The sequence below is a fragment of the Vibrio sp. V10_P2A27P122 genome, from assembly GCF_963874335.1.
Lineage (GTDB): Bacteria > Pseudomonadota > Gammaproteobacteria > Enterobacterales > Vibrionaceae > Vibrio > Vibrio anguillarum.
This window is the reverse complement of sequence record NZ_CAWNHY010000309.1, coordinates 1-13691: the sequence shown is the minus strand read 5'-3', so window position 1 is coordinate 13691 and position 13691 is coordinate 1. Positions and strand designations below refer to the sequence as shown.

13 protein-coding genes are annotated in these 13691 nt (G+C 45.9%); 8 read left to right on the top strand and 5 right to left on the bottom strand.

The window, feature by feature from the left end; all coding sequences use genetic code 11:
- Nucleotides 1-187: 187 nt before the first annotated feature.
- Nucleotides 188-730 (bottom strand): GNAT family N-acetyltransferase, encoded by a 543-nt coding sequence (locus tag AACQ17_RS17200; RefSeq protein ID WP_013868537.1) that lies wholly within the window; start codon nucleotides 728-730, stop codon nucleotides 188-190.
- Nucleotides 731-904: 174 nt separating this feature from the next.
- On the opposite strand from AACQ17_RS17200, the gene AACQ17_RS17195 reads away from it, so the two are divergent.
- On the top strand, nucleotides 905-2032 hold the full coding sequence (locus tag AACQ17_RS17195) for an acyl-CoA desaturase (RefSeq protein ID WP_094167557.1): 1128 nt from the start codon (nucleotides 905-907) through the stop codon (nucleotides 2030-2032).
- A gap of 297 nt (nucleotides 2033-2329) precedes the next feature.
- Nucleotides 2330-3697: an anaerobic C4-dicarboxylate transporter DcuC gene (gene dcuC / locus AACQ17_RS17190; RefSeq protein ID WP_019281627.1), complete on the top strand. Its 1368-nt coding sequence runs from the start codon at nucleotides 2330-2332 to the stop codon at nucleotides 3695-3697.
- A 67-nt stretch (nucleotides 3698-3764) separates the two neighbouring features.
- Here the strand turns inward: dcuC and AACQ17_RS17185 are convergent, their stop codons facing one another.
- Both AACQ17_RS17185 and narQ read right to left on the bottom strand, forming a co-directional pair.
- Nucleotides 3765-4397 carry a response regulator gene (locus tag AACQ17_RS17185; RefSeq protein ID WP_094147656.1) on the bottom strand — a complete coding sequence of 211 codons (633 nt, stop codon included), beginning with the start codon at nucleotides 4395-4397 and terminating at the stop codon, nucleotides 3765-3767.
- Nucleotides 4384-6108, bottom strand: a complete 1725-nt coding sequence (gene narQ / locus AACQ17_RS17180) for a nitrate/nitrite two-component system sensor histidine kinase NarQ (RefSeq protein ID WP_019281628.1) — start codon at nucleotides 6106-6108, stop codon at nucleotides 4384-4386. The genes AACQ17_RS17185 and narQ overlap by 14 nt, the downstream gene beginning before the upstream one ends.
- Nucleotides 6109-6323: 215 nt before the next feature.
- Between narQ and napF the strand changes: the two genes are divergently transcribed.
- The 6 genes from napF to AACQ17_RS17150 all read left to right on the top strand — a co-directional run bounded on the left by napF (nucleotide 6324) and on the right by AACQ17_RS17150 (nucleotide 10899).
- Complete coding sequence (napF, locus tag AACQ17_RS17175) at nucleotides 6324-6818, top strand: ferredoxin-type protein NapF (protein ID WP_094146931.1); 495 nt, start codon at nucleotides 6324-6326, stop codon at nucleotides 6816-6818.
- Nucleotides 6819-6820: 2 nt separating this feature from the next.
- Nucleotides 6821-7126, top strand: coding sequence for a chaperone NapD (locus AACQ17_RS17170; RefSeq protein ID WP_013868531.1), 306 nt, complete (start codon nucleotides 6821-6823; stop codon nucleotides 7124-7126).
- Nucleotides 7123-9612 carry a periplasmic nitrate reductase subunit alpha gene (gene napA, locus AACQ17_RS17165; RefSeq protein ID WP_094126834.1) on the top strand — a complete coding sequence of 830 codons (2490 nt, stop codon included), beginning with the start codon at nucleotides 7123-7125 and terminating at the stop codon, nucleotides 9610-9612. Before AACQ17_RS17170 ends, napA begins: the two co-directional genes overlap by 4 nt.
- 73 nt (nucleotides 9613-9685) lie before the next feature.
- Nucleotides 9686-10141 (top strand): nitrate reductase cytochrome c-type subunit, encoded by a 456-nt coding sequence (locus AACQ17_RS17160; RefSeq protein WP_013868529.1) that lies wholly within the window; start codon nucleotides 9686-9688, stop codon nucleotides 10139-10141.
- A 32-nt stretch (nucleotides 10142-10173) separates the two neighbouring features.
- The gene (locus AACQ17_RS17155) at nucleotides 10174-10752 is read left to right on the top strand and encodes a NapC/NirT family cytochrome c (RefSeq protein WP_013868528.1); all 579 of its coding nucleotides are present in this window, start codon (nucleotides 10174-10176) and stop codon (nucleotides 10750-10752) included.
- A gap of 12 nt (nucleotides 10753-10764) precedes the next feature.
- A complete protein-coding gene (locus tag AACQ17_RS17150; protein ID WP_013868527.1) occupies nucleotides 10765-10899 on the top strand; it encodes a TIGR02808 family protein in 135 nt (44 codons plus the stop codon).
- A gap of 101 nt (nucleotides 10900-11000) precedes the next feature.
- On the opposite strand, the gene secF is transcribed toward AACQ17_RS17150, so the two are convergent.
- Together secF and secD are read right to left on the bottom strand one after the other, a co-directional pair.
- Entirely contained in the window at nucleotides 11001-11903 is a 903-nt protein-coding gene (gene secF, locus AACQ17_RS17145) for a protein translocase subunit SecF (protein WP_017045371.1), read from the bottom strand.
- A 2-nt stretch (nucleotides 11904-11905) separates the two neighbouring features.
- Nucleotides 11906-13691: protein translocase subunit SecD (gene secD / locus AACQ17_RS17140; RefSeq protein ID WP_240507665.1), on the bottom strand; the 1786-nt coding region annotated here is incomplete at its 5' end.

Here is a 13691-nt window from a genome sequence, read left to right as displayed (position 1 = left end):
TATCAAGAAAAAGCCTTTGATTATCAGAGGCTTTTTCTATTTATAGCATTTGGAAACTTTAGATGATTAAAAACTCATGTGTCTGGAAGATGCAATCATGTTTGGTCATCGCCTCTTCCTCAATACATCAAGAACGAATCACACGAATACCGATAGGTAAGAAGACATAGCCCGCGCACTATGCGTTTCAATCAACCGTAGAAGAGACCGAAGCCAGCAAATCTGTTGGGCTAGTCCAAGTATAAACCCACTCTTTAATATCTTGCCCACAAGGAGACCGCCATAAACGCTCTCCTTTAGGTCGACCAGCTAAGTAGTCGTAAAATTCGATGGCTTGCTTATTGTCTGCCATTACTTCCAAATACACACCGCTATTAGGGAAATACTGCTCAAACCATGCCGCCATCTCTTGAATCAACTGGCGACCAATTCCCCTTCCTCGATAATTTTCATCAATGTGCAGAGACTCGATAATGCTGCCTTTGTCAAAATCGTGGTTACCAAAGGCGCAGATAAACCCACACAGCAGCCCCCCCTCTTCAATCAGTAGGACATGTTGATTAAATGGTGGATTGATTAAGCGAGTTTGCCAAATCAGTAAACGATCTTCTAGAACGTCGTTATCAAGGTACTCTTTGCCTAATATGCCTTGGTAGTGAGTTCGCCAACTTTGAGCGTGTAGCTGAGCAATTCTTTCAAAATCGCAATATTCAGCTGCTTTTATTTCCATATTCTAGTCCTTATTACTTCCTGTAAGGATTAACATCGTCTTTCATACTATTCGGTTCAAATAGAAAAGCAAAATATACTAGTCACAATCCCTTAAAAGAATCATTAAACCTCTTTGACTTACAGTTGTTCGCTGATATTCTAGCGAACAACTGTAAGCTCAAGGATTTTAATCATGAAATCGGCATCAAAACCACCACTTATCTGGATAAACATCGTCATTTTTAGCTTCAGCTTGGGCTTAGCGACGATTGCAGCCCCTTTGTATGGATGGCAATTTGGCTACGGCATGGAGCATTGGCTTTGGCTGATGATTTGTTTTTCCTTTTGCAACCTTTCCATTACCGCGGGATATCACCGTTTATGGTCACATAAAGCCTATGAAGCACATTGGGCACTGAGATTATTGTTTGCATTAGGTGGGGCGTTTGCACTGCAAAACAGTGCGCTACATTGGTCTTCTGATCACCGAGTTCATCACAAGCATGTAGACAATAATGACAAAGATCCTTATTCAGCCAAACGTGGATTCTGGTTTTCACACATAGGTTGGATGCTGCGTCACTACAATAAAACCACGTACGATGACTACTCAAACTGCCGTGATCTTCAAAAAGATAAGATCGTCATGTGGCAGCATAAGTATTATGTGCCTTTGGCACTCGCAATGAACTTGGGCGTTCCTCTGATCCTTGGTTTTATTTATCACGATACACTGGGCATGTTACTGATCGTGGGTGCACTGCGTTTAGTGCTCAATCATCACACGACATTTTTCATCAATTCGCTGGCTCATATATGGGGTAGCCAGCCTTATACTGATAAAAATACAGCCCGCGATAACGGTATTTTGGCTTTCTTCACTTTTGGCGAGGGCTACCACAATTATCACCATATTTTTGAAAACGATTATCGTAATGGGATTTATTGGTGGCAATACGACCCAACAAAATGGCTGATCAAGCTGTGTTCGTGGCTTGGGTTGGCTGGTAAACTGCGCACTTCTCCTCCCCTTAAGGTAGAAAAAGCGAAAGCGTTAATGGCATTAAGCCATGCGCAAAAACAGATCGCCGCGTTGCCCAATCAGCAACTCGTTATGGCCAGCATACAACGTGAATTTGACGCTTTAGTCATGCAGTTGCAAGAGTATTATGAATTAAAGAAACAGCTGCTCGAAAGTAAAAAAAACAATATGGTTCGTAGATATGAACACTCCCTATTGATGCTGCGCTATCGACAAGTGAAGCAACAATTAGCACTACAAAAATCCAATTGGCAGCTCATTGTGCGTCAGTACTCCTAAATTCATACTTTACAGATTTGATGAAGCCATGCCTTAAGTGGCTTCATTTTTCTTAGCTTAAATTATCCCCCCCTCTAACAGAACTTCTAGCCGCATATTTGCTAAATGAATAGTTAGAACGACTAAAACATATTCAAAGTTAAAGAATTTTCAACTAGGTTATCAATTGATAATTTTATTGTTTTAGATCATCTAAAGCTCAACTTGCTCTCGTGCTACAGCATTCTTTTCGGTAAATTCCTTGTCATAAATTGATACACGTTTTTGCAATATTGTTCATAATTTCAGGAGACTTAAATGCTAGAGCTTTTAATTGGCTTGGCGGTAACAGTAGCGGTGGGTTATTTCATTGTTAAAGGTTACAAGCCAGCCGGTGTGTTACTCACCGCAGGTATCGTTTTACTGCTATTAACTGGCGCACTTGGCTATTCAGTGCTGCCAGCCAAAGTACCCTCAACCGGTAACACAGTAACGGATGCACTCGAATTCGTGAAATACATGTTGCGTTACAGTGGTGGCGGTTTAGGCATGCAAATTATGTTGCTGTGTGGTTTTGCTTCGTACATGACACACATCGGCGCCAACAATGTGGTTGTAAAACAGTTTTCTAAACCTCTTTCGGTTATTACATCCCCTTATATCTTGCTGGTTGCTGCTTACATTGTGGCATGTTTGATGTCTTTAGCGGTGAGCTCAGCAACGGGTCTTGGCGTACTGTTGATGGCCACTTTATTTCCGATGATGGTAGCGATGGGGATCTCTCGTCCGGCCGCAGTTGCGGTATGTGCATCTCCTGCTGCGATCATCCTTTCCCCGACATCCGGTGATGTGGTTATTGCGGCGGAAAAATCAGGCCTACCTTTACACGTTTTTGCCGTGGAAACGGTTCTTCCTGTTTCGATCTGCGCCATTATCGTCATGGCGATCGCGGCCTTCTTCTGGAACAAATATCTCGATAAGAAAGACAATACACCGATGGAAAAAATCGATGTTTCCGCCATCGAAGTAAAAGCACCGGCTTACTATGCGGCTCTTCCATTCTTACCTATTGTGGGTGTGTTCTTATTCAACGGAGAAACCATTCAAGGTTTGAGCCTTGATATTTACACCATTGTGGTCGGATCCATCTTCATCGGTGCATTGGTTGACTTCGTGACGAAGCGTTTTAAAGGTAAAGAGACGTTAGAAGATCTAGAATCATGCTACGCAGGCATGGCCGAAGCATTCAAAGGCGTGGTGATGTTATTGGTTGCTGCGGGCGTGTTCGCACAAGGTTTGATGTCGATTGGGGCAATTGATAACCTGCTTCATCTTGCAGAAACCGCAGGCGCAGGCGGCATAGCCTTGATGCTGATTTTGACAGGCCTTACCGTAGCAGCCGCTATTGCGACGGGTTCAGGCAACGCTCCGTTCTACGCCTTTGTTGAGTTAGCGCCATCGTTGGCGGCTAAATTGGGCGTGAATCCAGCCTTTCTCATTATCCCGATGCTGCAAGCTTCAAACCTTGGGCGCACCATTTCACCAGTATCAGGCGTCGTTGTAGCAACAGCTGGTATGGGTCAAATCAGTCCATTTGAAGTGGTAAAACGCACTTCCGTTCCTGTCATCCTCGGTTTAATCACGGTCATTATTGGTACAGTAATCCTTGTACCGATGACAGCATAACGTTGACAGACAATCAGGGCGTCCAACAGGACGCCCTTTTTTTCAAACCGCTATTTCCAAATAGGTGTTATTTACTCTCGCTATAACGCTCCAAGTATAAAATCGTTGCTGCCGTGCGCGATGGGACGCGTAGCTTCTTCAGTAAACTCTTCATGTGCACCTTTACTGTCGACTCAGAAATGAACAGACGATCCGCAATTTGTTTATTCCGATACCCTTTCGCGACCTCTTTTAGAATCTGAGTTTCACGGTCGGTTAATGCCTCAAAAAGATCTTCATGCGTATGACGTTCGGCAAGGTACTGAGCAACAAACTCGCTGTACGCTTTTACACCCGTCGCGGCCTGTCTAAGCAGTTCCACCAGCTCATCTGGTTCTGTATCTTTAAGAAGGTAGCCATCAGCCCCCGCTTTCACCATAGCTTCAATATCGAGCGCACTGTCTGATACGGTTAAAATAACGATGGTAGCGGTTGATTCATCCGCACGAAGCGCTGTTAACGTATCGAGCCCTGACATGCCTTTCATATTCAAATCAAGCAGAATGAGATCCGGCTCGATGTCATGCGCCAAAGCGATGGCTTCACTGCCGTTACAAGCTTCAGCAACCACTTCAAAGTCATCTTCAAAACTCAATAGCTGGTTGATACCACGTCTCATCAAAGGATGGTCATCTACCAGCATTACTCTACATCTCGTCAAAATTTGTATCCTTTGAACGTTTATATTTCAATATAACTTCACACCCAGCATTGGGTGCGGAGGTTACTGACACTGCGCCATGCAGCCGCGCCGCTCTTTCTTGCATAATGCTTAATCCATAGTGATTGAGCCTAGCACGCTGTTGATCAAAGCCAACCCCATCGTCTTTGACCGTCACCATCACCTGATCGTCTAATTCATCACAGTTGACTTGAATAACATTAGCTTGAGCGTGTTTGATAGCATTGATAGTCGCTTCTCGGATCAATTGCAGTAAATGCACTTGTTGATGCGCATCTAAATCAATCGATGACAAATTATTATTAAGCACTATCTCCGCCGTAGTTTGCTCGCCAAGTTCCTCTAGCATGCCCTTAAGCGCTTGACCAAAATTGCCTTCTTTAATCGTTAGCCTAAAGGTGGTTAATAACTCTCTTAACTGGGTGTAAGCGCCCGACAAACCTTGATCAATATCTAAAATGATTTGCTCTTTTTTCTCTGCAGCGTGCGGGGTCTCTGCTCGGCCAATCACGCGTTTTAATAGTGATACTTGTATCTTCAGATACGAAAGCGATTGAGCCAACGAATCATGCAGTTCCCGTGCGATGGTGGCGCGTTCTTCCATCAAGATCAACTGTTCGGCTTGTTTCTGTGCTTGATTATAATAAATGGCACGCGACAATATTTGTACGAAGTTATCAATCAAGGCGCTATTTGGACAAGGCAAGCTGTATTGCAGATACAAGTAACCCAGTTGCATCCCATCTAAGCTCAGCAAAAGCGGAGAAAGGGAGAACCCATTGCTCTCACCTTCGGATAAGCGCGTACTTTTACCCGCGTCATCACCAATTTCTAACTGGGCAAATGTGACCCCTTCAATGGTGACCAAGTGTTGCAAAATCGCTTGGAAATTATCTTGGCTAATGCGCGATGCGGTTAGCTCTTGCGAGCAGTCATACAACACTTGCAGTGCTTGGTTGGCATTTTGCAACTTATGGGTTTTCTCATTCACCGCTTGCTCTAAACCGAGGTACAGCTTACCAAGGTCGGTGGCCATTTTATTAAACGTGCGGGTTAAGATCCCCATTTCATTATGGCTGGTGACATTGAGCGATACATCAAATGAACGGTTTTGGATCTGCTCACTGGCGGTCACTAGCGAACGCAATGGCCCCACCACTTCCTTACGAATAAAATGCACCACAAACAATGAGATACACAACACACCACCCAACCCCATGCCGCCAAACCAAGCCAGTTGGATCAGCTTTTGTTCTGAGAAGTGCTGCAACTTAAAGACAAAACGGTCGATTTGGCTGACAAATTTCGCTACCTCATCAAGATAGCGGTCTTTGTTCTCGCTATTTAACAAGCTTTTCAGTTCGTGCCAACGAATGATCAACTGATAATAATCTTTGGTGATGTCGTTTGGCACAGGCCAACGCTGTAATGCTTTCATTGATGCTGAATAAAGCGAACGTTCAAAAAGATAAATGTGAGATGAATAATCCACCGAGTTACTTTGAATATCATGTGCCAATCGATAGCTTTGCATACGCATTGAACCAGCAACGTTCACCGCTTCCGCATCATTGAGTGAGGAAGCGAGTGTAAAAATGGCGTAGCCTGTGATGGCAACCGATAACAGTAAAATCGACACCATGGCTTTGGCAATGGTGCTGGTGACCGACTGTTTGGATCGTTTTCTCAAAACATCTCTCCGTGAACCTCTCCTTGCCTATTGTATCTGATTGGGCGCCGCTGTCGTTAAAGCCATTCAATATGTGATCACTCGCGCTTGAATTTATTGATCTAAAACAACATGCCTAGCCAATTACCTCCTTGGGGGTATTTATAGAAATAGGACAAAAACTACAATTTGTGTATGGATAAATGAAGATTTGTTAACAAATACAGGAATGCACTTTGGTTGATCTCTCGAAAAGGCGTTTTTTTTCTCGTAATCAGGTCGATGACACCATTGTCCGCTTGCCTTGGATTGCTCACCCCCTCTCCTTTTCAGATGAGTGCACTCGCTGCGGCCGCTGCCTAGACGCGTGCGAAACAAAGATCATCACCTTAGGTGATGGCGGCTTCCCAACCATAGATTTTCATATTGATGAGTGCACCTTTTGTTATCAGTGCGCGCAGAGCTGCCCAGAGCCAATTTTCGCACCGCGCTCAACACAACCGTGGCTGGCTAAAGCAAAGATCGAAGAAAGCTGCTTGGCTAAACGCAATGTGGAGTGTCGTAGCTGCGCTGAGTCATGTGAAGTCAGCGCTATAACGTTCAATTTAGTGATCGGAAAAGTGGCGCAACCGAATGTCGATATTGATGCCTGTAACGGATGTGGCGCGTGCGTTTCCATCTGTCCAACCTCGGCCATCCGTGTGAGCAATATTAATAATAATGAGAGATAAACATGTCACTCAATGAAGTACATATTTCAAGTTTGATCGTTCACGTCGTACCTGAACATTTAGCAGCGCTCAAAGCGACAATCGAATCGTTTGAGAACGCCGAAGTGTATGGCCAAAGCAACGAAGGGAAAATGATCGTCGTTTTGGAAACGGAAAATCAAGGCTTCGTTACTGACACCATCGATGCGATTAACAACTTACCACATGTTCTCAGCACCGCTTTGGTTTATCACCAAATAGAAAGTGGGCTGGATGACACGGATACCAACACTGGAACACAACATTCCCACATTGAGGATGACGTATGAAAATGACAAGACGCGCGTTTGTGAAAGCAAACGCAGCCGCATCCGCAGCCGCTATCGCTGGTATTACTCTACCCGCCAGCGCTACAAACTTGATTGCCAGCTCAGACCAAACAAAAATCACTTGGGATAAAGCGCCTTGTCGTTTCTGCGGTACGGGCTGTTCAGTATTAATCGGTACCCAAAACGGCAAAGTGGTTGCCACACAAGGTGACCCTGAAGCGCCCGTTAACAAAGGGTTGAACTGTATTAAAGGATACTTCCTTTCAAAAATCATGTATGGCAAAGATCGCTTAACACAGCCACTGCTGCGCATGAAAGATGGCCAATACCATAAAGATGGAGAGTTCACGCCAGTGTCGTGGGATCAGGCTTTCGATGTGATGGCTGAAAAGTGGAAACAAGCTCTAAAAGCGAAAGGGCCAACCAGTGTTGGCATGTTCGGTTCAGGCCAATGGACCGTGATGGAAGGTTACGCCGCCGTTAAACTAATGAAAGCGGGCTTTCGCTCTAATAACATTGATCCGAACGCTCGTCACTGCATGGCTTCAGCCGTTGTTGGATTTATGCGCACCTTTGGTATTGATGAACCGATGGGCTGCTATGATGATTTTGAACACGCTGATGCCTTTGTGCTTTGGGGTTCAAACATGGCCGAAATGCACCCGGTTCTTTGGACTCGTATTACCGATCGTCGTTTAAGTCACCCACACGTTAAAGTAAATGTCCTTTCGACTTATTATCATCGTTCGTTTGAGCTGGCCGACCACGGTTACATTTTCCACCCACAAAGTGACCTTGCCATCGCCAACTTCATCGCCAACTACATTATTCAAAACAATGCGGTGAACTGGGATTTCGTCAATAAACATACCCACTTCAAACAAGCGACTACGGATATTGGTTATGGCCTGCGTGACGAGCACCCATTGCAAGTTAAAGCGAAAAATGCAAACTCCGGTGATGTTACTGCGATTGACTTTGAAGCTTATAAAGCCTCGGTTGCACCTTATACGGTTGAAAAAGCCGCGCAAATGTCAGGCGTTGCCGAAGATAAACTGATCGCGCTTGCAAAACAGTACGCTGACCCTAACACCAAAGTGATGTCACTGTGGACTATGGGCATGAACCAACATACTCGCGGTGTTTGGATGCAAAGCTTGGTCTACAACTTGCACTTACTGACAGGCAAAATTGCCACACCTGGCAACAGTCCATTTTCATTAACAGGCCAGCCATCCGCTTGCGGCACGGCACGTGAAGTCGGAACCTTTTCTCATCGCTTGCCTGCGGACATGGTAGTGGCAAACCCCAAACATCGCGCGATTGCTGAAAAGACATGGAAGCTTCCACAAGGCACCATTCCTGAAAAACCGGGCTTTCACGCGGTACAGCAAGACCGAATGCTCAAAGATGGCAAACTCAACGCTTACTGGGTGCAGTGTAATAACAACATGCAAGCAGGCCCGAATATTAACGAAGAACGTTTACCGGGTTATCGCAACCCAGAAAACTTTATCGTCGTGTCTGACCCGTATCCAACAGCCACAGCACAAGCGGCCGACTTAGTGCTCCCTACTGCAATGTGGGTGGAAAAAGAAGGCGCTTACGGCAATGCTGAACGCCGCACTCAAGCTTGGTATCAACAAGTTGGTACTGTGGGCGAAGCAAAATCAGACTCATGGCAAGTGATGGAGTTCTCTAAACGCTTCAAAATGGAAGAAGTGTGGCCAGAAGAATTGCTCGCCAAAGCGCCACAATATCGCGGTAAAACCCTGTTTGATGTGCTGTTCAGAAACGGACAGGTTGACCAATTCCCGCTTGAAGAAGCGCGTGAACTGAACGATGACGCACATCACTTCGGTTTCTATGTACAAAAAGGGTTATTTGAAGAGTACGCCAGCTTCGGACGCGGTCACGGCCACGACTTAGCTCCTTATGATACCTACCATAACGTTCGCGGTTTACGCTGGCCAGTTGTGGATGGCAAAGAAACGTTATGGCGCTTTAAAGAAGGCTCTGACCCTTATGCGAAAAAAGGATCTGATTGGGATTTCTACGGCAAACCGGATGGTAAAGCGTGGATCATCTCCGCTCCTTATGAAGCGCCGCCGGAATCACCTGATGCCGAATTTGATATGTGGCTGTGTACGGGCCGCGTGTTAGAACACTGGCACACCGGCACTATGACGCGGCGCGTGCCTGAACTTTATAAAGCCGTACCCGATGCGCTCTGTTACATCCACCCAGATGACGCCAAAGCGCGTGGGTTACGACGTGGTGATGAAGTATTGATTTCCAACAAACGCGGCGAAGTTCGTGTTCGTGTGGAAACGCGCGGCCGAAATCGTCCACCGCATGGTTTGGTCTTTATCCCATTCTTTGATGCTCGCATTTTGATTAACAAGCTGATTTTAGATGCCACGGACCCACTGTCGAAGCAGACAGACTTCAAAAAATGTCCGGTAAAAATCACTAAAGTAGCGTAAGCCAGTTAATGAATGCATCGGCTGCCCTATGGGGAGCCGATCTCAGAATGAGCCATTAGGCGGAGAATTTAAGATGAAAAAACTACTGATCGCCCTTTTATCTTTTGGGGCTTTATTTGGCCAAACGGTACAGGCGGAACTGAATAACCCCGGCGGCAACGGTGGGCTGGAATCGCTGCGTGGCGCAACGCAACTTGAAGAGACTCGTCCTGCAGACGACTTTAAGAAGTACCCAAGAGATCAAGCGCTTGAAAGCGAATACGTCTATCAGCCACCTTTGATCCCGCATAACATTCGTGGCTACGAAGTGTCGCTAAACGCCAATAAGTGCCTTGCTTGTCACAGTTGGAAAAATGCCAAAGAGATGGGCGCAACCAAAATCAGTGTGACCCACTATGTTAACCGTGAAGATGCGGTGCTAGCTGACGTCTCACCGCGCCGTTACTTCTGTTTACAGTGCCATGTACCGCAAGCCATTGCGAAGCCTTTGGTGGAAAATGAGTTCAAATCCGTTGATTCACTTCGCTAATCGTAGCCAGATAATAACTTAAGAGGCTATTTATGAAATTATTAAAAGCGTTTTGGAAAAGGCTCACAAGCCCAAGTAAAGCGGCCGTTGGCATCGTATTGTTCATGGGGTTTGCAGGTGGTCTGCTATTTTGGGGCGCATTTAACACCGGTATGGAAGCAACAAACTCAGAAGAATTCTGCTCAGGCTGTCATGCACCGATTGTGGCTGAGATCCAAGAGACGATTCACTATTCTAACCGTTCCGGCGTACGTGCTATCTGCTCTGACTGTCATGTTCCCCATGAGTGGACAGACAAGATTATCCGCAAAGTGCAAGCCTCCAAAGAGTTGTTTGCTCATGTGGTATTAGGCACCATTAGCACACCCGAAAAGTTTCAAGCACGTCGAGCACATCTCGCGGAGCGTGAGTGGTCACGATTGAAAAATAATGACTCATTAGAGTGCCGCAACTGCCATGAGTTCGAATACATGGATTTTTCAGAGCAAGGTCCACGCAGTGCCAAACAGCACTCTACCGCCCTTGCTAGTGGTGAAAAAACCTGTGTCGATTGCCATAAAGGTATTGCACATAAACTGCCAGACATGCAAGGCGTTGAAGGCTGGCAATAGGAGAATTAACCCATGAGTACATTAGAATCGGTAATTTGGCATATTCTTGGTTACAGCGCGATGCCTGTTATTATCTTCGGCGGCTTTGCGGTGGTTGCCGCCGTTTCACTTTGGTTGCTGTCACTGAGTAAAGATAAAGAACTATAAATTACACTTCCTACCGTAATTTATAATCAACTACCAATGAAAATCCGCCTGTACATAAGGCGGATTTTTTTACTTCACTTTAAATGACATGCGCAGAAATACTAAGGCGCGGAATCCACCACTACGGGCAAGTAATGTTTAGGTTCAAGTTTCAACCACTCTGGTAACACAGTCCCGATTGAGATTGAAGACCAAGTTCCAGAAATAATACCGATGAACATTGCAATAGCAAACCCTTCAAGCGGCTCCCCGCCCATTAACCACAATGCGGAAACGGTGAGTAATGTCGTACCCGAAGTCACCATAGTGCGTGAGAACGTCGCAATCACAGCTTGGTCGGTAATCTCTTTGGTTGGCGTACTTTGCTTGGCCACGAGCAGTTCACGAATACGGTCGGCAATGATAATAGAGTCGTTCAATGAATAACCCAATACCGCCAGTACCGCCGCAAACACGGTTAGGTTGAACTCCATCTGTGTCAGAGCAAAGAAACCGAGCACTAAAATAACGTCATGCAGCAAGGCTAACAAAGAGCCGCTCGCTAAACGCCATTCAAAGCGGAAACACAAGTAACCTAAGATACACAGTAAGCAGATCATCAACGCTAAACTACCTTGCTCCACCAGATCTTGCCCCACTTGCGAGCCGACCATACTGTTGCTCACCACCGTCACATGCTCAGAGACGTCGCTGAGCAAAGTTGGAATGTTAGGCGTCTCTTGATCGCTTTCAGGAAGCGCGTAGCGGATAACCCAACGTCCTTCTTCACCTGCTTTGGTGAGCATCGTTGAATCTCCTAATGTAGGTTTCAACGCTTGCAGTAACTCTTTGTTGGTGAGGGTTTTATCGACCGTGACTTCGGTGACCATCCCACCAGTAAAATCCAAACCCATGTTGAGGCCTTTCACACCAAACGCCACTAATGAGATCAGCATCAATGTCACAGAGAGTACGCTCGTGATGTAACGAATTGGACGAATATGGTTTTTCAAATAATCAATCATGTTTATACCCTTACATCACGACGAGCATCTCGTCCCCAAATGAGATTGATAACCGCACGCGAAGCAAACACACCGCTGAACATACTGGTCATAATGCCGAGCCCTAAGGTCAGGGCAAAGCCTTGGATTGGACCATTACCGATCGAATACAGAATCACGGCGGTGATCATAGTGGTGACGTTGGCGTCAAGAATGGTGCTAAAAGCGCTGCTAAACCCAGAATCAATCGCTTGGGCGAAATTACGTCCTTCTGCAATTTTGTCTTTGATGCGTTCAAAAATCAGCACGTTGGTATCGACAGCCATGCCAACCGTCAAAACTAGACCTGCAATCCCCGGCAAGGTCAGTACAGCACCCGGCAATAAGGCAATCAGACCAATGAGACACACCATGTTAAACAGCAACGCCGCATTCGCCACCCAACCTAAACGGCGATACCAAAGCGCCATAAAAGTCAGCGTTAATGCCATACCTAAGGCTAATGCGGCAAAACCATTTTGAATGTTTTCTGCGCCCAATGAAGCGCCGATGGTACGCTCCTCTACGATAGTCACAGGCGCGGTTAATGAACCAGCGCGCAGCAATAAAGCCAGCTGCTGTGCTTCTTCCATCGAACCTGCACCAGTGATTCTAAATTGGCTACCCAACTGCGATTGAATGGTCGCAACACTGATCACTTTTTCGCTACGCTCTGTTTCGCCACGAGCATTGGTGGTGTATTCACGGTACACGGTCGCCATCGGCTTACCGATATGCTTGGATGAAAAATCACTCATGATTTTGCCACCCGCGTGGTCAAGCGAGATGTTGACCTCAGACATTCCCACTTGGTCAATACCTGCGCGCGCATTAACAATGTGATCGCCGGTTAATACAGGGCGTTTAGTAAGTACAACATTGCGGCCATTTTCATCTTTTAGAACAATGTCTTGCGACGTAAACGCTTCGCTGGGTGATTTCGCCTCATAAAAAGCAAGGCTTGCCGTCGCACCAATCACGTTTTTCGCTTGTGATGGGTCTTGCACGCCCGGTAATTCGATACGAATGCTGTGCTCGCCTTGGCGCTGAACCATGGCTTCAGTGATGCCCAGCTCTTCAATGCGATCACGCATAATCTTGAGGTTCTGTTGCAGCGTCGTTGATTGGAAATCGACTCGATTCTGTTTTGAAGGCTTGATCAGCAGTTGATCAGAAGAGCGTTGGATATCCCACCCTGAGTAAGTCTCTTTAAGAAATGCATTGATTTTATTGAGATCTTCCGCTGAATTGCTCATTACTTTGAAGCCATCAATACCTTCAGAGCTAACTTTCACGCTGCGAAGACGCTCGTCACGCAGCTTATCTTTCACGGTATCGATCATGCTGTCACGTTGCTCTTGGAACGCTTTATCCACGTCAACGTTCAGCAAAAATTGCACACCACCACGCAGGTCCAATCCTAGTTTAATCGGGTTAAAACCTAAATTTGTCAACCATGTTGGTGCAACCGAAACGTAAGAGAACGTAATACTGTCTTCTTTTTCAATCATGCCATCGAGTAATTCTCTGGCGTGCGTTTGCTGGACTTCATCAGCAAAGACTAAGGTCGTTTTCCCACCTTGCTGCTGTATGTTTTGTACCGCAATATCGTTTTTTTCGAGTAGATGAGTTAATTCCACGACTGAATTAAGCGTCTCATTTTTAGAGGAGACTTGCAGTTGAATAGACGGCTGTTCGCCGTACCAGGTGGGTATAGCGCTCAAGGCAAGCACAACCAAAGTGGCGGCCAATACGATATACTTCCACGCA